We start from the raw sequence: 19748 nt of genomic DNA, 5'->3' as shown, positions 1-19748 counted from the left end.
CCGCAGGGCCGCGACGAGGTCGCCGCCGGGGGCGCGGGCGTCGTCGGAGAGCAGCGCGACCACCTCGGCGGCCCGCCGCGCGCCGACCAGCCCGRCACCGTCCAGCAGGGCGCGCGCCAGCCGCGGGTCGGTCGGCACCGCCGACACGGCGCGGCCGCGTGCGGTCGGGTGACCGTCCGGGTCCACCGCGCCGAGCTCCACGAGGATCGTGCGCGCGGCGGCCATGGCCGCCTCGGGCGGCTCGTCCAGGAGCGCGAGCCCGGCCCCGTCCGGGCTGCCCCAGCACGCCAGCTCGAGCGCGAAAGCGGTGAGGTCCGCGGTGAGGATCTCCGGCTGCGGGTGCGCCGGGAGGCGGGCGTCGTCCGCCGCGGACCAGCACCGGTACACCGCCCCCGGCCCCTCCCGGCCCGCGCGCCCGGCACGCTGCTCGGCGGCCGCCCGGCTCACGCTCACCGTCACCAGGCCGGCGAGGCCGCGACGATGATCGGTGCGAGGCTCGCGCGAGAAGCCGGCGTCCACGACGACCCGGACGCCCGGCACCGTCAGGGAGGACTCCGCCACCGCCGTCGACACGACCACCCGGCGCCGCGCCCCCGCAGCGAGGGCAAGGTCCTGCTCGCGTGCCGGCAGCCGACCGTGCAGCGGGCGCACGTCCACGTCGAGCCCCGCGAGCCGCCGCGCGACGCCGTCGACCTCCCCGGCGCCGGGGACGAACACCAGGACGTCGCCGGCCCGCTCCGCGAGGGCGCGCCGCACCGTGGCGGCGACGTGGTCGAGGAAGCCGGGTGTCACCCCGCGCTGGTCGGCCCGGGCCACCCGGGGCGGCGGGGGGCTCGGCACGACATCGACGGGGAACAGCGCTCCGGCGACGCTCACCACGGGTGCCCCGCCGAGCAGCGCCGCCGTGCGCTCCGCCTCGACGGTCGCCGACATCGCCACCACCGCCAGGTCCTCGCGCAGGTGCGCCCGCACGTCCGCCAGCAGCGCGAGCGCGAGGTCGTCGTCGAGGTGCCGCTCGTGGACCTCGTCGAGGATCACCGCGCCGACGCCGGGCAGCTCCGGGTCGCGCTGCAGCCGCCGGACCAGCACGCCCGTCGTCACCACCTCGATGCGGGTCGCCGGGCTCACGACGCGCTCGCCGCGCACCGAGAACCCGACCGTGGCGCCCAACGGCTCGCCCAGCAGGTGGGCGAGCCGGCGTGCGGCCGCGCGGGCGGCGATCCGCCGGGGCTGGGTCACGACCACCCGGCCGGTCACCGCCGCCGCGACGGCCGGCGGGACGAGCGTCGTCTTCCCGGTGCCCGGCGGTGCCTGCACGACCGCGACGCCACGCGACCGGACCGCGGCGGCGACGTCGCCCAGCCCGTGCCGCACGGGCAGGTCGGGCGGGTCGGCCAGCAGCCGGCCGATCGAGTCGTGGTCCACGGGTGGAGTCTGCCCCGGCGGAGCAGGATGTCGCTCATGACCACGCTCCCCCTGACGCCCGACGAGCTGCTCACCACCACCCGCTCGGTGCGCAAGCGGCTCGACCTGACCCGCGACGTCCCGCTGGAGCTGGTGCGGGAGTGCGTCGAGATCGCCCTGCAGGCGCCGTCCGGCTCGAACCGACAGGGCTGGCACTGGGTGATCGTGACCGACCCCGGCCTGAGGCGTGCGGTCGGCGAGGTCTACCGGCGGGCTGTCGATGCCTACGTGGCGGCCCCGGGGTACGCCGGGCGGCTGTTCCAGGACGACCCTGACCGCGCCGGGGTGCAGCAGCGCGTCGGCGACAGCGTGGAGTACCTCGGTGCCCACATGGGCGAGGCACCCGTCCTCGTGCTGCCGTGCCTGACCGCGCCGCGGCTGTCGAGCGGCAGCCAGGCGGGCCTGTGGGGATCGCTGCTGCCCGCGGCCTGGAGCTACATGCTCGCGGCGCGCGCGCGGGGGCTCGGGACCGCGTGGACCACGCTGCACCTGGCGCACGAGCAGGAGGTCGCCGACATCCTCAGGATCCCAGCGGGCGTCCGCCAGGGCGCGCTGATCCCGACCGCGTACTACACGGGCGAGACGTTCCGCCCGGCCCCACGCCAACCGCTCGACGAGGTCTGGCACCTCGACGGGTGGTGAGTCAGGACCGGTCCCGTGCCGACTCCACGGGCAGCAGCAGGGCGCCGAGCAGGAAGCACACGGCGCCGAGGAACGTCCCGAGGTTCACCAGCGTGAGGTTGGCCAGCTCGCCGGTCGACCGCAGGTAGCGGGACGCGACCGCAGACACGCCGAAGGCGATCGACCCGAGCATGTTCAGCGCGGAGATCCGCCAGCCGACGGAGCGGTCCGACCGGGGCAGGATGCCGCGGTTGACCTCGGAGTACGCGAGCCAGCTGGCCACGAGGAAGCAGATCGACCCGTACACGTCGGGCGCCCAGACCAACCGTTTGGCCTGCTCGGTCGTGAGGTCCGACTGGGTCGCCGCGAAGGTGCTGATGTTGAAGAAGACGGTGCCGACGAGCTGGACGAGCACGGCCCAGAAGTCGATCCGCCGCGGCTTCCATCCCACGAGGGCCGCCAGCCGACGCGGGCGCGGCGACTCGACCAGGACCCCGCCCGGCGCCCGCAGCACCTCGTGGAACTGCAGGTACCCGGCGCTCGTGAAGAAGATCGAGCCGACGAAGAAGGTGGCGGCGACCAGGCCGGGGTCGACGGCGTCGAAGTACGCCGGCACCGACCCGAGCGCGAAGCAGATCGACCCGATCGCGAACAGCGAGCCGATCCACCAGCTCATCGCGCTGGCCCGGCCGCCCTCCGCGCGGACGCCCGCCAGCCGCAGACCCAGGCCCTTGCGGTGCCGCCGCGACGTCCACTCGACCTCGGTGCCGTCCGGGCGCGCGAGCACGGCGTGCGTGACGAAGCCGGCCGGCCCGCGGGTGCGCAGGACGCGCCAGCCCGCGGGCAGGTCGGGAACGCTCGAGGTCACTTCGCCAGGCCGGTGCGCGCCTTGCTCTTCGCCGCGGCGTGCGCGGGCGACGTCCACAGGTCGGGCTTGGCCGCCGGGCGCTGGACCGGCTGCTCGGCCACGAGTGCGTCCCAGCCCAGGAACAGGTCCCGCAGGAGCTGCTCGATCATCATGCGGCTGAGGTCCAGGCGCACGACGACGCGGAGCAGGTGCACCTCGTCGGCGTCGGGCGGCAGGCTGTACGCGGGCACGATCCACCCGTCCTCGCGCAGCCGGGCCGACAGGTGGTAGACGTCGAAGCCAGGGTCGCCCTTGATCGCGAACGTGACGACCGGCTCCGCCAGGCCCGGGTTGAGGATCTCGAACTTGCCGCTGGCCTCCAGGCTCTCGTTGAGGAACCGGGCGTTGGCCAGCATGGTCTCGACGATCGACGTGTACCCGCTGCGCCCGAGCCGCAGGAAGTTGTACATCTGCGCCTGGATCATGGCCGAGCCGCGGGAGAAGTTGAACGTGTACGTCGGTTGCGCCCCGCCGAGGTAGTTGACGCTGAAGACGAGGTCCTCGGGGAGCCTGGAGGCGTCGCGGAAGATCAGCCAGCCGACGCCGGGATAGACCAGCCCGTACTTGTGGCCGGAGACGTTGATCGACGCGACCTGCTCGAGGCGGAAGTCCCAGCGCAGGTCGGGCTCGGCGAACGGGGCGATGAAGGCGCCGCTCGCCCCGTCGACGTGCAGCGGGATGTCCCACCCTTTGTCGGCCTTGATGCGCACCAGCAGGTCGTTGATCTCCTCGATCGGGTCCGCCTCGCCGATGTGCGTCGTGCCGAGCACGGCACCCACCGCGATGGTGTTCTCGTCGATGTGCGCCTCGACGTCGTCGGCGCTCAGCACGAAGCGGTCGCGCTTCATCGGGATCTTGCGCATCTCGACGTCGAAGTAGTTGGCGAACTTGTCCCACACGACGTGCGTCTCCGCGCCGAACACCACGTTCGGTCGGTCGGTCGGCAGGCCGGCAGCGCGTCGACGGTCCCGCCAGGCGCGCTTGTGCGCGAGCAGGCCGAGCATGATGGCCTCGGACGAGCCGATGGTGGCGACCCCGACCACCTGCGCGGAGTCCGGCGCGTTGAAGAGGTCGCCCAGCATGTGCACGCAGGCCTCCTCGATCAGCGAGGCCGCCGGGTACTCCTCGTGGTCGATGTGGTTCTTGCGCAGGCTGTCGTGGATCAGCCTCTCCGCCTGCGGCTCCATCCAGGTGGTCACGAACGAGGCCAGGTTGAGCGTCTCGCGCCCGTCCAGCATGAGACCGGTGTGGATGAGCTCGTAGGCCTCGTCGGGCTCCAGGCCGTGCGCCGGGAACGTGCCGCGGTCGATGTGCTCCCGAAAGCTGGACCGTCCGTGGATCGGGCCGTAAGGGTCGGGCGTCTCGCTCACCTGTGCTCCTCCAGTGTCATCCGTCGACGCAGGTCCGAAAGCCCGGCCCGCCGGCTCGGCGGCCACCTGCAGATCGAACGTAGCCGCTCTGTCCTGGTATGTCGCGTGCCTCCCGGTACAGTCGCGGAGGTGGCCTGGTACGACGCGACCTTCGTGCAGACGGGCCGCTCGCCCGCCCTCTGGGCGCTCGTCGGCTTCCTGGTGACGTTCGCTCTGGTGCGGACGATCACCCGGCGGATCCGCGCGCGTGACGCGGCCCCCGGACCCGTCAAGGACGTCTACATCGGCGGCGTGCACGTGCACCACCAGGTCTGGGGCATCCTGCTGGTGCTCGTCTCGGGCCTCCTGGTCTTCCGGTTCACGCCCGCGTCTCCCTGGATCGACGTGCTGGCCGTGTTCTTCGGTGCCGGGGCCGCGCTCACGCTCGACGAGTTCGCGCTGTGGTTCCACCTCGACGACGTGTACTGGTCGACCGAGGGCCGCAAGTCGATCGACGCCATCCTCGTCGGCGCCGCGTTGGGCGGTGCGATCCTGCTCGGCGTCTCGCCCATCGGCCAGACGTCGACCCCGGGCACGCCGGGGTGGGTCTACACGGCCGTCGTCCTGTCGCACATGGCCTGTGCCGCCGTCTGCATCCTCAAGGGAAAGCTCCCCACCGGCATCCTGGGGATCGTGGTGCCGCTGATCGCCTGGGTCGGCGCGATCCGGCTGGCCAAGCCGGGGTCGTGGTGGGCGCAGCGCCGGTACCGCGGCAGGAAGCTCGAGCGCGCCGAGCGCCGCTTCGACGCCGCCTATGCCGCACGTCACGACCGGCTGCGCGACCTGCTGGGCGGAGCCCCTGCCCAAGGTCCTGCGGGTCCGCCCGCCCCCGACCGGTAGGATCGAGCGATCCCCCGCCTGCCCGGCTCTCGTGCTCCCCTGCCCGTCGGCCACCCCCGGACGACCAGCTAGGACTCCGCACGATGACTGCCCCCACCCTCACCAGCACCTCGCTCGACGGCGTCGACCCCGACGAGCTCGAGGTCTTCCTCCGGGTCGCCGCACAGATCAGCGCGCTCCCGTCCGACCACCCGCACCTCGCGCTGGCCCGCCGGGCGACGTCCGCGCTGTTCAAGGCGGCGAAGAAGCAGCGCCGCGCGGAGAAGCGGGACGCCATCAGCGCGGCCGACCGCGCCGTGATCCACGCGACAGCGACGGGCAGCCCGGGCCGGATCGACGACGAGACGCAGGGCATCCCGCTGGTGTCGAGCGTGCAGGGCGCCAGCGCCGGCACGCTGCTCAAGGCCCGGCCGTGCTACATCTGCAAGGAGCCGTACGTCGACGTCGACGCGTTCTACCACCAGCTGTGCCCGACGTGCGCGGCGCTGAACCACGCCAAGCGGGACGCCCGCACCGACCTGACCGGCAAGCGCGCACTGCTCACCGGCGGCCGCGCCAAGATCGGCATGTACATCGCGCTGCGCCTGCTGCGGGACGGTGCGACCACCACGATCACCACCCGGTTCCCGCGCGACGCCGCGCGCCGCTTCGCCGCGATGCCCGACAGCGCCGACTGGCTTGACCGCCTGAGCATCGTCGGCATCGACCTGCGCGACCCCGCCCAGGTGGTCGCGCTCGCCGACTCCGTGGCCGCGCAGGGCCCGCTCGACATCCTCATCAACAACGCGGCGCAGACCGTCCGGCGCTCCCCGGGCGCGTACACCCACCTCGCGGACGCCGAGCTCGAGCCGCTCCCCGACCGCCCGCTGCCGCAGATCACGACCTTCGGCCGCACCAGCAGCGCGCACCCCGTCGCGCTGGCCGGCTCGGTCACCGAGCTCACCAGCATCGCGGCCGGTCCCGGCGTCGACGCGCTGGCGCTCACCGCGGAGCACGCCTCGCTCGAGCGCCTCGTCGCCGGCACCGCGATCGACGCGGGCGGGCTGGTGCCCGACACCGCGGAGACGAACAGCTGGGTGCACACGGTGGACCAGGTGGACCCGATGGAGCTGCTCGAGGTGCAGCTGTGCAACCAGACCGCGCCGTTCATCCTGGTCAGCCGCCTGCGCGGCGCCATGCGCGCGACGGACGCGGGCCGGGCCTACGTCGTGAACGTCTCCGCGATGGAGGGCGTGTTCTCCCGCGGCTACAAGGGTCCGGGCCACCCGCACACCAACATGGCCAAGGCCGCGCTCAACATGCTCACGCGGACCAGCGCGACGGAGCTGGCGACCGACGGCATCCTCATGACCAGCGTCGACACCGGCTGGATCACCGACGAGCGCCCGCACCCGACCAAGGTGCGGCTCGCCGAGGAGGGCTTCCACGCCCCGCTGGACCTGGTCGACGGCGCCGCCCGCGTGTACGACCCGATCGTCCGCGGCGAGGCCGGCGAGGACCTGTACGGCTGCTTCCTCAAGGACTACGCGCGCTCCGCGTGGTGACGCAACTTCTCATCCTTGTCGGGTGCTGACGCCCGCGCGCATCATCGGTGATGGGGGCGCGCCGAGCGCGGCGCCGCCCCCACCAGGGGCCCCGAGAGGCGCCGACGGCGCGCGTCGACCACGATGAGCGCGTGCATCGTGACCTCACCGCCCACCTGTCCCTCGACGTCACCTCGCCTGCCACCCTCGCCTTCGAGCTCGCCGTCTCCACCCAGCTCACCGCCCGGGAGTCCCTGCGGATCACGCTGGACGGCCGGCCGGTCGAGCCGACGGAAGTCCCTGACCACCACGGGACGCGGCTCCACGTCCTCCATGCGGACGTGGGTCGCCTGGTGCTGGACTACTCGGCCTCGGTCGACGGCCGCGCCGCGCCCGTGACGTCCGACGAGTCCGACCTCCTGCGCTACCTGCGACCGAGCCGGTACTGCGAGTCGGACACCCTCGGCCCGACCGCCTACGCCGAGTTCGCCGGCCTGCACGGCTACGACCTGCTCGCCGCCGTCAGCTCGTGGGTCGGCTCACGCCTGTCGTACGTGCCGGGCTCGAGCCTGCCCACCGACGGCGCGGTCCAGACCCTCCTCGCCCGCAAGGGCGTGTGCCGGGACTACGCCCACCTGGTCATCGCGCTGCTCCGGGCGCTCGACGTGCCGGCCCGGCTGGTGTCGGTCTACGCTCCCGGGCTCTCCCCGATGGACTTCCACGCCGTCGCCGAGGCGAACCTCGACGGCCAGTGGTACGTCGTCGACGCGACCACCCTGGCCCCACGCACGAGCCTCGTCCGGATCGCCACCGGGCGGGACGCGTCCGACACCGCGTTCCTCAACGTGCATCACGGCTACGCCGACCTCGACGAGCTCGAGGTCTCGGCGGTGGCCGACGTGCTGCCGAACGACGACGTGCGCGACCTGGTGACGATCGGCTGAGCGGCCCGCTGCTAGCCTCCCGAACGTGACCGAACCGGACGACCTGCCCGAGGTGGGCGCGGCGCCGGCCCGACCCCGCCGCCGCACGTTCCTGGCGCGGCGCTTCGGCGAGGACGACTTCGGCATCGTGCTCGGTCTGCTGGTGACCGTGTACGTCCTCTACGCCCTGAGCTCCGCCCTGTGGACCGAGATCCTCGTCCTGGTGCTCTACCTCTTCACGCTCGGGCTGGCCGTGCGGACCTCCCGACCCATGCCGCACCAGAAGCGGTTCGTCCGTGTGGTGCTCGTGGTCTCCGCCGTCGTGGTGGTCGCGGCCTTCACGTTCCTGCCCCCCACCGCGGCCGAGGGCGTCCTCGACGGCGTCGTCTGCGTGATCCTCATGACCGCCCTCGTCGTGATCCTCGACCGGATCCTGCGGCGCACGGCCGTGACCGTGCAGTCGTTGGCCGGCGCACTCAGCGCCTACCTCATCATCGGGATGTTCTTCGCGAGCCTCTACGGACTCATGGACGCGTTCACCGCGGGAGCGTTCTTCGCGTCGGGCGAGGCGGCGAACGCGCGGTCCTTCCAGTACTTCTCGTACACGACGCTGACCACCCTCGGGTACGGCGACTACACCGCGGCCCTGTTCCCGGGCCGCAGCATCGCGACGTTCGAGGCGCTCGTCGGCCAGGTGTTCCTCGCCGTGCTGGTGGCGCGCCTCGTCGCCGCGTTCCACGGCCGGTCGGAGGCGATCATGCCGCCCAAGGACGACGGCGCCTGAGATGACCGAGCCGGACGCCGCGACCGCCCACGCCTGGGCCGCGCTGGGCGGTCCGCCCGAGCTGGTCGAGCGGGTGGCCTGGACCGGCACGCCCGGGCTCGACGCCGTCCTGCCCGTGCGCGAGCTCGCGCGGGCGACGGTCGGTGCGGCCTCGCTCGCGGCTGCCGAGCTGCTGGCGCAGCGCACCGGGCACGCGATGCCCGAGGTCCGCGTCGACGAGGGCGCCGTCGCCGTCGCCTTCACCAGCGAACGGCACCTCCGGGTGGACGGTCGGCCCATCCCCCTCTTCGCGCCGCTGTCGGGGTTCTGGCCTTCGGCCGACGGGTGGGTGCGCACGCACGCGAACTACCCGCACCACCGGGCGAGGCTGCTCGCCGCGCTCGAGCTGGCGGACTCCGGCGACGACGCCGCCCTCGTCGACCGGCTCCGGGCCGCGATCGCCGAGCGGCCGTCGGTGGACGTCCAGGAGGCCGCGTACGCCGCAGGCGGCCTCGCCGTCGCGGTGGTCCCTCCGGGTGCGCACGCGGCGCCGCTGGTCACGGCTTCGCAGGTGGGCTCATCGATCGCCGCACCCTTGCCGCCGGCGACCCTGCCCGCCGAGGGCGTGCGCGTGCTGGATCTCACGCGCGTGCTGGCCGGGCCGGTCGCCACCCGGACGCTGGCGCTGCTCGGCGCGGACGTGCTGCGCGTCGACGCGCCCTGGCTCCGCGAGGACGACGGCACGCACATCGACACCGGCGTCGGCAAGCGGTCGACCCGGCTCGACCTGGCGGACGCCACCGACCGAGCGACGTTCGACCAGCTCCTCGACGCGGCGGACGTCGTCGTCACCGGGTACCGGCCGGGCGCGCTCGACCGCTACGGCCTGGGCGCGGAGGCGCTGCTCGACCGCCGGCCGTCGCTCGTCGTGGCGCAGCTGTGCGCGTGGGGGTGGGACGGCGACTGGTCGGGCCGGCGCGGCTTCGACAGCCTGGTCCAGGCCGGCACGGGCATCTCCGTGATCGAGGCGGGCGACGACGGCCGCCCCGGCGCCCTGCCGGCGCAGGCCCTGGACCACGGCACCGGCTACCTGCTCGCGGCGGCCGTCCTGCGGGCGCTGACGGAGCGTTCGACCGTCGGCGCCGGGCGGCTCGTCCGGCTCTCGCTGGCCGGCACGGCGGCCTGGCTCCTGGGTGGCATCGACCCGCAGGCACGCACCGAGCGGCCGGCCGACGCCATCGAGCCGTGGATGGCCCAGACCGAGTCCTCGTACGGCCACCTGCGGTACGCGCGCTCTCCCCTCGGCGTCGAGGGTGTCCCCACCGACTGGGCGCGACCGCCCGGTCGGTGGGGCACGGACGAGCCGCGGTGGGCTCTCGCGGGCCCGGCCGCGCCCCGCGCCTGAGATCGGCGCCGGCCGTCAGGCGGTGATGCCGCTGGTCGAGGCCACGACGTCGGCGATCTTGCGCGCCAGCGCCTCGTAGAACATCGACAACGGGAACTCGTCGTCCAGGACCGCGTCGGTGAACCCCTTGGGCGGGCCGTCCAGGGGTAGGTCGCCGCGGGCCCACGCCGACGCCGGGTGCGGGGTCACGGTGCCCGACACGAGCGCGTACGCGGCCAGCCAGTGCGCCGTCTTGGGCCGGTCGATGGACCGCCAGTAGAGCTGCTCGATCTGCTCGGCGAGCGCGATCACGGCGTCCGGCACCTGCGGCCAGTCGATGGTCAGCCGGGAGTCGGTCCAGTGCAGCACGTGGTGCTGGTGCAGCCAGGCGAACAGCAGCTGGCCGCCCAGCCCGTCGTAGTTGCGGACCCGCGAACCCGTGACCGGGAACCGGAACAGCCGGTCGAAGAGGATCGCGTACTGCACGTACCGCGCGTGCGGGACGCCGTCGCCCTCGAGCCGCACCGCCGCCCGGAAAGCCGTGAGGTCGCAGCGCAGCTCCTCGAGCGAGTAGAGGAAGTACGGCATGCGCTGCTTGATCATGAACGGGTCGAAGGGCAGGTCGCCGCGCATGTGCGTGCGGTCGTGGACCAGGTCCCAGAGGACGAACGTCTCCTCGGCCAGGCGCTGGTCGGCCAGCAGCCGGGCGGCGTCGGGCGGCAGAGCGAGGCGGGTCGTCTCGGCCGCGGCGCGCACGACCCGACGGAAGCGGGCTGCCTCGCGGTCGGCGAAGATCGCGCCCCAGGTGAACGTGGGCACCTCGCGCACCGCGACGGTCTCCGGGAAGAGCACCGCCGAGTTCGTGTCGTAGCCCGGCGTGAAGTCGAGGAAGGTCACGGGTACGAACAGCGCGTTGCTGAACTGCTCGGCCTCGAGCCGGGCCACGAGGTCCGGCCACCGCACCTGGAGCAGCACGGCCTCCACGCGGCGGTCCGTGCTGCCGTTCTGCGTGTACATGGGGAACAGGACCAGGTGCGGCAGCCCGTCGACCCGCTGCTGCTCGGGGCGGAACGCGACCAGCGAGTCCAGGAAGTCCGGCACCGCGAAGCCGCCGTCGGCCCAGCGGGTCAGGTCCTTGCCCACCGCGGTGAGGTAGCCCTCGTCGTGCGGCAGCGCCGGCGTGAGCTCGTCGAGCGCCAGCCCGATCGCGTGCACGAGCTCCCGCGCCCGCGCGTGGTCGCCGACCTCGGGGATCGATCCGTCCCGCACCTGCAGCGCCTGGAGCTCCGTGACGTCACGCTTGAGCCGCATCCACGCGGGATGCGTCGCGAGGTCCGACCGGGTCGCCGCTGCGGCCTCCCGCGAGGCCGGGCGTGCGGCCCAGGTCACGGCGTTCAGCAGGACGTCCGCCGAGCCCGGCACGTCCGCCGTGGCGTCGACACCCAGCACCAGGAGCCCGCCGGTCTGCGAGCGCGTCCCCGCGGCGACCAGGTGCCCGGGTGCCTGGCTGCCCGTCGCCGTGCGCAGCAGCGGCCCGGCGGCGTCGAGCGTCGCGCGCACCGGGAGGGCGACGTCGGTGGTCCAGGCCAGGAGGTCGTCCGCCGTGGGATCGGCGGGGACGAGAGTGACGGCACCCGTCGCCTCGTCCGGACGGGTGACCACGCCAGCCTCGGCGAGCAGACGTGTCACGGCGGGACGCTCGTCGCCCGACGCCAGGACGACGACACCCGTCTCCGAGGTCGGGCAGACCGGCTCCGTGCCGGCGAGCACCAGGACCACGTCGGGATCGTCGTGCGGGCCTACGAAGGTGAGCCCGTGGCGCTCGAGGTGCGCGCGGTGCAGGGCCGGGAGGTCACCGGTCGCGTGGACGGTCGGGAACAGCCTCATGCGTCATCTCACCATTCGGACGGCAGCGTTACCGCACAGTACGTTTCGCGCGCGGTCCGGTCAACGACTCAGGGACGCAGCGGACGGGTGAGTGCGCTCGGGCCGTGGCACCGCCTGTCAGACCGCCGGCGGTGGCTGCCTCGCGACGAGCAGGTGGTGCGGGTGCACGCGCCGCGCGTCCAGGCGCCGCTGCTCCACCACCAGACCGAGCTCCGTCAGCCACTCCGCCATCGTGCTCGGGTCCACGAAGTCGAAGGACGACCCCTCGGTGATCCGGAGGATCTTGACCGAGAGCGTCTCCTGAAGGGTGTTCCAGCGGAACTTCCACAGCGGCGTGATGCCCATCTCCTTGACGACGATCCGTCCGCCGGGCGCGAGCGAGCGCACCGCCTCGGTGAGCAGCGACCGCTGGTGATCGGCGCTCAGCAGGTAGAGCACGTCCACGAACACGACGGCGTCCCACGGCCCCGGCGGGACGGCCCCGTCCGGCGCCCGACGGAACTCGAGGCGGTCGAGGCCGCGCGCGGCCACCACGGCGACGTCGATCTTGTCCGCGTCGATGTCGACGCCGAGGACGTCCCTGCCGGGTGCGGCGAGGGCGGCGTACGCGCTGAACAGGCCGTGCCCGCAGCCGATCTCGAGCACCCGTCCGGCCGACGGCAGGGCCTGGGCGATCGGCGGGAACGGGGCGGTGAACCAGCGGACGTGCACGTGGGCGCGCGCGCCCAGGGAGGCGGAACGGTAGAGGCGCAGGGCGCGGCGACCGGGCTCGTCCGGACGGCGGCGCCGATCGGTCCGGCTCATGCGGCACCCTCCTGCCCGAGCTCGGCGAAGCCGCCCAGCGTGTAGCCCGACGCGCGGATCGCGTCGCGCGTGCGGGGGTCCAGCAGCATCTCGAGCTCGTCGGCCCACCTGTAGTCCCAGGTGAACCGCCGGAGCTCGGTGTCGCCCGAGACCGCGGGATGGCTGTTGATCTCGAGCGTCGCGGCGCCTCGCCGGCGGGCTGCGGCCACGGTCTGCCCGAAGCGCTCGACGTCCAGCCGGCCGGCCTCGTCGAGACCGGCGTAGTCGAGCGTGCACGTCCGGCCGGCCGCACGCAGCGTCGACCGCGTCCGGCGCGTCAGGGCTCGGACCCCCAGACCCAACGGGCCATGGGCGTGGCTCGTCGGCAGCCGCACCGCGGGGATGTCCGCGGCCCTCGCGAGGTCCGCCACCACGGCTGCCACCGTCGGCCAGAGGTGGGTGTGCTGGTGCGTGTCGACGTGCGTGACGGGCACGCCTACGCCGAGCACGCGCTGCAGCTGCGCGCGGAGCTCGCGCCGGACGTCGTCCGGGTCGATCCGGCCCGTGAGCCCGCGCCGGACCACCGTCCGGTAGCTCAGCGGGAACGCGCCGTCCCGGTCGACGAGGCTGGGGATCTCCCGCGCGGACAGCAGCGGCCGGTCCTCGCCCACGAGCGCCAGGTGCGCGCCGAGCTCGAGCGTCGGGACCTCGCGCAGCATCGCCGCCGCATCGTCGAACGCCCGCCCGACCGCGAGCAGCGAGGTGGCGGTCACGACGCCCTCCTCGTGCGCCCGCCGGACGGCTGCGTTGACGCCCCGGGTCAGACCCAGGTCGTCGGCCGTCACGATCAGCAGCGGGCTCATGCGACGGGCGTCACGGTCTTGAGCTCGCCCCGCAGCTGCACCATCTCGCGGACCATCGCCCGGATCACCCCGAAGGACGACAGCGTCGACACCCCACGCGTCCGCGGAAAGTAGTCCACGCCGATCTGCAGCACCTGGAACCCCGCGCGCTGCGCCCGGATCACCAGCTCCGCGTCGATGAACGAGCTCTCGCTCTTCAGGGTCACGTGGTCGAGCACCCGCCGCCGGCAGAGCTTGAACGCGAAGTTGATGTCCCGCACGCGCGTGCCGAACACCAGCTGGACGAGTCCGTTGTAGAAGAACGAGTAGACCGCGCGCCGCGGCCCCTCGCCGGTGCGGTCCAGGCGGTACGCGCTGACCATGTCCACCTCGTACGTGTGCAGCACGCGCAGGGCACGGACCAGCTCGGTCATCTCGAACGGCAGGTCCGCGTCGGTGTACAGCACGACGTCGCCGGTCGCGGCGGCGTACCCGCTCTTCAGGGAGCCGCCGAGCTTGCGGTTGCGGGGGTGATGGACGACGCGCACGTGGTGGTCGTCGGCCGCCATCGCGTCGGCGATCTGGGGGGTCGCGTCGGTCGAGGCGTCGTCGACGATGATGAGCTCGTAGTCGCGGATCTGGCCGCCCGCGACCAGCTCGACGCACACCTCTCGGGCCGCGTGGACGGCTCGGCCGATGTACTGCTCCTCGTTCCACATCGGGAAGAAGATCGACAGCTTCTCGAAGGGGTCTGGGGTCTGGGGAGCGACGGTCACGAGACCTCCACCGATCGGCCGTAGAGATAGGTCAGGACGAGCAGCAGCGCGCCGCAGGTGGCCAGCACGACCGTGCTGATCCAGCGGTGCCGGAGGCCGGCGAGATAGTCGCCGGCCGCCGCCATCACCGGGAAGGCGACGAGCACGTACCGGCCGGTGCCCATGAAGTCCTTGGTGCCCAGCAGCGGGATGAGCAGCACGACCGCGGTGAACGCGGTGTAGCCCCACCCGAAGCGGAGCCAGACGCGGCGCACCAGCAGCACGGCGCACAGGCATGCCACGGCCTGGATGCTCAGCAGGGCCGCCGTGTCCCACGGGCCGTGCAGCAGCGTCCCGACGAACGTGAGCTTGAACCACGTCCGAGGGCCGACACCCTGGTCCCACCCCGGAGAGGACTCGGTCTCGATCCACGCCAAGGGGTGCCCGAACGTGAGACCGAGGTAGACGCACCAGGCGACGATCCCGAGGACCGAGGCGAGGACCCCGAGCTGGCGCGGGCGGACGTCGCGCACCGCACCGATCACCTCCCGCCACCCGGCGGGCGACACCTTCGGCCGCCCACCGATGCGGGCCCGGCGGTCCTCCGCGAGCAGCTCGAGCGTGCGGACCACGAGGCCGATCGCGACCGCGACCCCGACAGGCCGGCCCGCCGTCGCAAGCGCTCCCACGAGCCCCGCGGCGAGATACCAGCGACGCTCGAGCAGGAGGAACGCGCCGAGGGCGCACAGGAGGAACAGGGAGTCGGCGTACATGGCGCCGTAGAGGAAGAACGAGTACGGGTAGAGCAGCAGGACGGCGATCGCCATGGTCGCGGACCGGCGGGGCAGCCGCGCCCAGACCCACCCGGCGAACAGCAGCACGGCCGCGAGTCCCGACAGCACCCCGAGCAGCGAGCCCGCGACCTGCACGTCGCCCAGGACGTCCCCCAGGCCGCGCACGCCGAGGGGGTAGACCGGGAAGAACGCGATCGAGGACTGGCTGCCCGGTGTGAAGGAGTAGCCGTTCGTGACGATCTGGAAGTACCACCCGGAGTCACCCTGGAACCAGCCGTCGAGCCATGCCGGTCCCTGCAGCAAGGGCTGAGCACGGGATGCCGAGGTGAGCCCGAGCAGGGCGGACAGGAGGACCGCGATCGCGACGAAGGCGCCGGCCACGACGCCCCAGCGACGCCGTCCGGGGTCGGCGACGGACGCGACGGCCCCGCGGCCGGACACCTCATCGTGCGCGCCGTGCACTCCCGCTCCCCTGCGTGGCTGTCCCCCGGTCGTCCGCGTGGAGCATAGGGTGCCCCCGGCGCTCTGGACGCCACGGACACGCACCACGAGACGACGGGGGGCCGACGGTGGGGCTCGCGCTGCTGTGCGTCGCCGCCGCCGCCGTGTGCTCGGGCACCGCCGTCGTGCTGCAGGCGGCCGCTGCACGGCGTCTGCCGGCCGACGTGCGCCTCGGCGCCTCGCTCGTCGGCGGACTGGCCCGCAACCCCCTCTACCTGCTCGCCCTGGTGCTGGTGGCCCTCGGCGCCGGGCTGGCGTTCGTGGCGCTGCGGACCCTCCCCCTCTTCGCCGTCCAGGCCGGTCGCGCGTCCAGCATCGCGGTGTCGGCCGTCCTGGCGGTCGTCTTCCTCGGCGCCCGGCTGCGCTGGTCGGACTGGCTCGGCCTCTCCGGGCTCGGCATCGGACTCGTCGTCCTCGCGCTCTCGGTCGCGCCCGAGGCCGTGCACCCGGCGACCCCCGGCACGACGTGGCTGGTCGTCGGCGCGACGGTCGTCATCGGCGCCCTCGCCGCGCTCACCGCGGCGGGTCGTCCGACGCCCTGGCGTGGTCTCGTGCTCGCCGGCCTGTCCGGGCTGGCGTTCGGGATCACCGCCCTCGGCGCGCACGTGGTGAAGGTCGACCACATCACCGACGTGCTGACCGACCCCGTCGCCTGGTGCGCCGGGCTGTGCGGCCTCCTGGGTCTCGCCGTCGCCGCGCTCGCCCTGCGGCGGGCCGCGGTGGTCCCGGTGACCGCGCTCATGGTCAGCATCGAGACGGTGACGGGCGCGGCCCTGGGTATCGCGCTGGCGGGCGACAGACCGGCCGTCGGTGCCGCCCCCGCGGCTGCTGCAGGCTTCACGCTCGTGCTCGTCGGCGCCCTCGTCGTCGCGCGCTTCGGCTCGCCGGAGTCCGCCGACGCCGAGGTCGAGGCGGCCGCCGCGGCGCAGCACGGCGGCTAGCGGGCCTGCCAGGCCTCCCACGCGCTCGACACGACGGCGTCCGTACCGAGCTCGGCCGTCCACCCGAGGTCGTGCCGGATGTTGTCGACGGCGGCCACCACGCTCGCGGCGTCCCCCGCCCTCCGGGGCGCGAGGAGCGGCCGGGCGTCGCGGCCTGTCACCTGTCCCAGCCGAGCCAGGATCTCGAGCACTGTCGAGCCCCGGCCCGTCCCCACGTTGTACGCGGGCCGCGGGAGGTCCCCCGCGTCGAGGGCGTCCAGCGCGCGCGTGTGCGCTCGGGCCAGGTCGAGCACGTGGACGTAGTCCCGGACGCAGCTGCCGTCGCGGGTCGGCCAGTCCGTGCCGAAGACCTCGGGCCGCTCGCCCCGCGTCAGGCACGCGAGCGCCTGCGTGACGAGGTTGAGCTCGCCGGTGTCCCCCAGCTCCGGCGTGCCGGCGCCCGCGACGTTGAAGTAGCGCAGCGACACGGCGCGCAGCGAGCTCGACCGGGCGACCGCACGCACCAGCTGCTCGCCCGCCAGCTTCGTCCGGCCGTACGGGCTCAGCGGCCGCGGCGCCTCGTCCTCGTCCACCACCGGGCCGGGCGGGCAGCCGTAGACGGCCGCCGACGACGAGAAGATGAACCGGTCGGCGCCGGCCGCGCGGACGGCCCTCAGCACGTGCACGAGCCCGTCCACGTTCTGCGCCGAGTACCACAGGGGTCGAGCGACGGACTCGTCCACGCGCTTGCGGCCGGCCAGGTGGATGACGGCGGTGACTGCGTGGTCCACGCACGCGTCCGCGAGCGGCTGGACGCTCGACGCGAGCGCGAGGTCGAGCCGCACCAGCGGCACCCCCGGCACGCGCGCCGCCGAGCCCGTGCTCAGGTCGTCGACGACGAGCACGTCCCGGCCGTCGCGCTGCAGCTGCCGCACGACGTGCGCGCCGATGTACCCGGCTCCCCCGGTCACGAGCACAGTCACGGCGTGGACCCTAGCGGTTCATAGCCCGCTGACAGGCGGGTATGCCTTGCCGCGCGCCGACTTCTTTCCTCCCCCACACTGTTCCGATGCGAACCCTGGGCGTGGAGGAGGAGTTCCTGCTGGTCACCCCCGAGGGCCGGCCGACATCGGTCGCCGTCACGGTGCTGCGGCACGCCGCGGCGGACGCGGCCCCCAGCGACGAGCCGGGCGGGGACGTCGAGAAGGAGTTCAAGCAGGAGCAGATCGAGACGTCCACGCCCCCGCGGGCCGACCTGGGCGAGCTCGCCGCGGAGATCCGTGCGGGCCGCGTCCGCACCGACGCGCTGGCGCGCCTCGCGGGCGCGCGGGTCGCGGCGATGGCGTCGGCGCCCCAGGTGGTGGAGTCCACGGTGCTGCCCGACAAGCGCGCATACGCCATCCGGGCGGAGTTCGCGCAGACGGCTCGGGACCAGCTCACGTGCGGGTGCCACGTCCACGTGGAGATCGCCGACGAGGAGGAGGGCGTCCGGATCCTCGACCACCTGCGCCCGTGGAACTCGGTGCTGCTCGCGCTGAGCGGCAACAGCCCGTCGTGGCAGGGCAGCAGCACCGGCTACGCGTCGTACCGGTCGCAGGTGTGGGGTCGGTGGCCCACGGCGGGTCCGACGGCGCCGTTCGGCGACGCGGCCGGCTACCGCGCGGTCATCGACGACCTGCTGCGCTCGGGCGCGATCCTCGACGAGGGGATGGTCTACTTCGACGCCCGCCTCTCCTCGCGGTACCCGACGGTCGAGGTACGGGTGGCCGACGTCTGCCTCGACGCCGACGACGCCGCCCTCCAGGCCGCCCTGGTGCGCGGTCTGGCCGAGACCGCGGTGAGCCAGCCGGGCGGCCCCGTGCAGCCGCGCACCGAGCTGTTGCGGGCCGCGACCTGGCGGGCGGCGCGCTCCGGCATCACGGGCGAGCTGGTCAGCCCGCTGTCGGGCAAGCCGCTGCCGGCCGCCGAGGTGGTCGCGCAGCTGGTCGACCACGTCCGCCCCGCGCTGGCCGAGGCGGGCGACCTCGAGTGGGTCGAGCACCAGGTCGCCGCGGTGCTCCGCCGGGGCAACGGCGCCGTCCAGCAGCTGGGCTGGCGTGCTCAGGGCGCGGACGACGACGAGGTGGTCCGGCGCGCCGTGGAGCGCACCCTGGTCTAGAGCAGGTCCGCCAGCGGCACGTCGGGGTCGGCCAGCCGGTCGTGGTCGATCACCGCGCGCGAGCGGATCAGGGCCTGCACGTCGTCGACGACGTCCCACACGTTCACGTTCATCCCGGCCAGGACGCGGCCGTCGCGCCGCCAGAACGCGATGAGCTCGCGCCGCTGCCGGTCGCCCCGGACGACGACCTCGTCGTACCCGTGGGCGCCCACGTAGCCGACGTACTCCATGCCGAGGTCGAACTGGTCGGTGAAGAAGTACGGCAGCCGGTCGAACGGCTCGTCGGCCCCGACGATCGTCGCCGCGGCCGTCGCCGGCTGGTTGAGGGCGTTCGCCCAGTGCTCGACGCGCACGTGGGTGCCGTAGAAGGGGTGGTGCGCGCGGGCGATGTCGCCCACCGCGAGCACGTGCGGGTTCGACGAGCGCAGGTGGGCGTCGACGACCACGCCGTCCTCGACGTGCAGGCCGGCGGACCGGGCGAGGTCGACGCGGGGCGCGGCGCCGATCCCGACGACGACGAGGTCGGCGTCGACGAGGGTGCCGTCGGCGAGCTCCACCGCGCCGACCCGCGTGCCGTCACCGGCGGCGACGATCTCCGAGACCTCGGTGCGGCTGCGCAGGTCGACGCCGTTCTCCCGGTGGAGGTCGGCGAACATGGCCGCCAGCTCGGGGCCGAGGACGCCGAGCAGGGGCAGCGGGTCGCGCACCAGGACGCTCAAGGCGCACCCGGCGGCCCGCGCCGCGGCGGCGACCTCGAGCCCGATCCAGCCGCCGCCCACCACCACGACGCGCTTGTCGGGGGTCAGGAGGGCGCGCAGGCGATCGCTGTCGTCCAGCGTCCGGAGGTAGACCACGCCGTCCAGGTCGGCGCCGGGCACGTCGAGCCGGCGCGGTGCCGAGCCCGTCGCGAGCACCAGGTGGTCCCACCGGGTCCGGGTGCCGGAGCCGTCGAGGACGTCGTGCGCCGCCAGGTCGATCGAGGCGACCGTGGTGCCGAGCCGGAGGTCGACGTCGTGCTCCGCGTACCAGTCGGCAGGGTGCACGAACGCGCCGTCGCGCTCCTCGCCGCCCTGCAGGTAGCCCTTGGACAGGGGCGGTCGTTCGTACGGCCGCTCCGTCTCGGCGCCGAGCAGGACGAGCCGGCCGTCGTAGCCGCGTTCCCGCAGCCCCTCGACGGTCTTCGCCCCGGCGAGGCCGGACCCTACGACGACGACCTGACCGCTCACGGCTGTCCTCCAGCTGGTCGAACGCGCCCGAGAGGGCCTCGCAGGACA

General features: G+C 73.9%; 18 protein-coding genes. 8 read left to right on the top strand and 10 right to left on the bottom strand.

Translation table 11 applies throughout. The features are described from left to right. Positions 1-1425, bottom strand: a 1425-nt coding sequence (locus AC1DQC_RS10465) for a helicase-related protein (RefSeq protein ID WP_477051171.1), incomplete at its 3' end; no start/stop codon positions are given. Between the two features lie 36 nt (positions 1426-1461). Here AC1DQC_RS10465 and AC1DQC_RS10460 point away from each other — a divergent pair. Further along, positions 1462-2106 carry a nitroreductase family protein gene (locus AC1DQC_RS10460; protein WP_477051170.1) on the top strand — a complete coding sequence of 215 codons (645 nt, stop codon included), beginning with the start codon at positions 1462-1464 and terminating at the stop codon, positions 2104-2106. Between the two features lies 1 nt (position 2107). Here AC1DQC_RS10460 and AC1DQC_RS10455 read toward each other — a convergent pair whose 3' ends face one another. Together AC1DQC_RS10455 and gad are read right to left on the bottom strand one after the other, a co-directional pair. Beyond that, positions 2108-2953, bottom strand: a complete 846-nt coding sequence (locus tag AC1DQC_RS10455; protein WP_477051169.1) for a hypothetical protein — start codon at positions 2951-2953, stop codon at positions 2108-2110. Further along, positions 2950-4362 carry a glutamate decarboxylase gene (gene gad / locus AC1DQC_RS10450; protein WP_477051168.1) on the bottom strand — a complete coding sequence of 471 codons (1413 nt, stop codon included), beginning with the start codon at positions 4360-4362 and terminating at the stop codon, positions 2950-2952. Before gad ends, AC1DQC_RS10455 begins: the two co-directional genes overlap by 4 nt. A gap of 129 nt (positions 4363-4491) precedes the next feature. Here gad and AC1DQC_RS10445 point away from each other — a divergent pair, with 129 nt between their 5' ends. From AC1DQC_RS10445 to AC1DQC_RS10425, 5 genes are all read left to right on the top strand, one after another. Next, complete coding sequence (locus AC1DQC_RS10445) at positions 4492-5241, top strand: hypothetical protein (RefSeq protein WP_477051167.1); 750 nt, start codon at positions 4492-4494, stop codon at positions 5239-5241. 83 nt (positions 5242-5324) lie between these two features. Next, positions 5325-6785, top strand: a complete 1461-nt coding sequence (locus AC1DQC_RS10440) for an SDR family NAD(P)-dependent oxidoreductase (RefSeq protein WP_477051166.1) — start codon at positions 5325-5327, stop codon at positions 6783-6785. Positions 6786-6916: 131 nt separating this feature from the next. After that, positions 6917-7708 (top strand): transglutaminase-like domain-containing protein, encoded by a 792-nt coding sequence (locus tag AC1DQC_RS10435; protein ID WP_477051165.1) that lies wholly within the window; start codon positions 6917-6919, stop codon positions 7706-7708. A 25-nt stretch (positions 7709-7733) separates the two neighbouring features. Continuing rightward, positions 7734-8471: an ion channel gene (locus AC1DQC_RS10430; protein WP_477051164.1), complete on the top strand. Its 738-nt coding sequence runs from the start codon at positions 7734-7736 to the stop codon at positions 8469-8471. Between the two features lies 1 nt (position 8472). Then, complete coding sequence (locus AC1DQC_RS10425; RefSeq protein ID WP_477051163.1) at positions 8473-9855, top strand: CoA transferase; 1383 nt, start codon at positions 8473-8475, stop codon at positions 9853-9855. 15 nt (positions 9856-9870) lie between these two features. Here the strand turns inward: AC1DQC_RS10425 and AC1DQC_RS10420 are convergent, their stop codons facing one another. The 5 genes from AC1DQC_RS10420 to AC1DQC_RS10400 all read right to left on the bottom strand — a co-directional run bounded on the left by AC1DQC_RS10420 (position 9871) and on the right by AC1DQC_RS10400 (position 15357). Further along, entirely contained in the window at positions 9871-11145 is a 1275-nt protein-coding gene (locus AC1DQC_RS10420; RefSeq protein ID WP_477051176.1) for a DUF6421 family protein, read from the bottom strand. 693 nt (positions 11146-11838) lie between these two features. Further along, entirely contained in the window at positions 11839-12525 is a 687-nt protein-coding gene (locus AC1DQC_RS10415) for a class I SAM-dependent methyltransferase (RefSeq protein WP_477051162.1), read from the bottom strand. Continuing rightward, positions 12522-13367, bottom strand: coding sequence for a ChbG/HpnK family deacetylase (locus AC1DQC_RS10410; RefSeq protein WP_477051161.1), 846 nt, complete (start codon positions 13365-13367; stop codon positions 12522-12524). Before AC1DQC_RS10410 ends, AC1DQC_RS10415 begins: the two co-directional genes overlap by 4 nt. Further along, positions 13364-14122 (bottom strand): glycosyltransferase family 2 protein, encoded by a 759-nt coding sequence (locus AC1DQC_RS10405; protein ID WP_477051160.1) that lies wholly within the window; start codon positions 14120-14122, stop codon positions 13364-13366. Before AC1DQC_RS10405 ends, AC1DQC_RS10410 begins: the two co-directional genes overlap by 4 nt. Then, positions 14119-15357 carry a hypothetical protein gene (locus tag AC1DQC_RS10400; protein WP_477051159.1) on the bottom strand — a complete coding sequence of 413 codons (1239 nt, stop codon included), beginning with the start codon at positions 15355-15357 and terminating at the stop codon, positions 14119-14121. Before AC1DQC_RS10400 ends, AC1DQC_RS10405 begins: the two co-directional genes overlap by 4 nt. Before the next feature lie 107 nt (positions 15358-15464). Here AC1DQC_RS10400 and AC1DQC_RS10395 point away from each other — a divergent pair, with 107 nt between their 5' ends. After that, positions 15465-16337 (top strand): hypothetical protein, encoded by an 873-nt coding sequence (locus tag AC1DQC_RS10395; RefSeq protein ID WP_477051158.1) that lies wholly within the window; start codon positions 15465-15467, stop codon positions 16335-16337. On the opposite strand, the gene galE is transcribed toward AC1DQC_RS10395, so the two are convergent. After that, positions 16334-17299 (bottom strand): UDP-glucose 4-epimerase GalE, encoded by a 966-nt coding sequence (gene galE, locus AC1DQC_RS10390; RefSeq protein ID WP_477051157.1) that lies wholly within the window; start codon positions 17297-17299, stop codon positions 16334-16336. The two genes, AC1DQC_RS10395 and galE, sit on opposite strands and share 4 nt — an antisense overlap. A gap of 86 nt (positions 17300-17385) precedes the next feature. On the opposite strand from galE, the gene AC1DQC_RS10385 reads away from it, so the two are divergent. Beyond that, positions 17386-18474, top strand: a complete 1089-nt coding sequence (locus AC1DQC_RS10385) for a carboxylate-amine ligase (RefSeq protein ID WP_477051156.1) — start codon at positions 17386-17388, stop codon at positions 18472-18474. Here AC1DQC_RS10385 and AC1DQC_RS10380 read toward each other — a convergent pair. After that, positions 18471-19700, bottom strand: a complete 1230-nt coding sequence (locus tag AC1DQC_RS10380; protein WP_477051155.1) for an NAD(P)/FAD-dependent oxidoreductase — start codon at positions 19698-19700, stop codon at positions 18471-18473. The genes AC1DQC_RS10385 and AC1DQC_RS10380 overlap by 4 nt on opposite strands. Positions 19701-19748 lie beyond the last annotated feature (48 nt).

The organism is Cellulomonas sp. P4_H12 (assembly GCF_056400905.1).
Note: the sequence above shows the minus strand (reverse complement) of the source record. Positions and strands in the feature narration are given on the sequence as shown.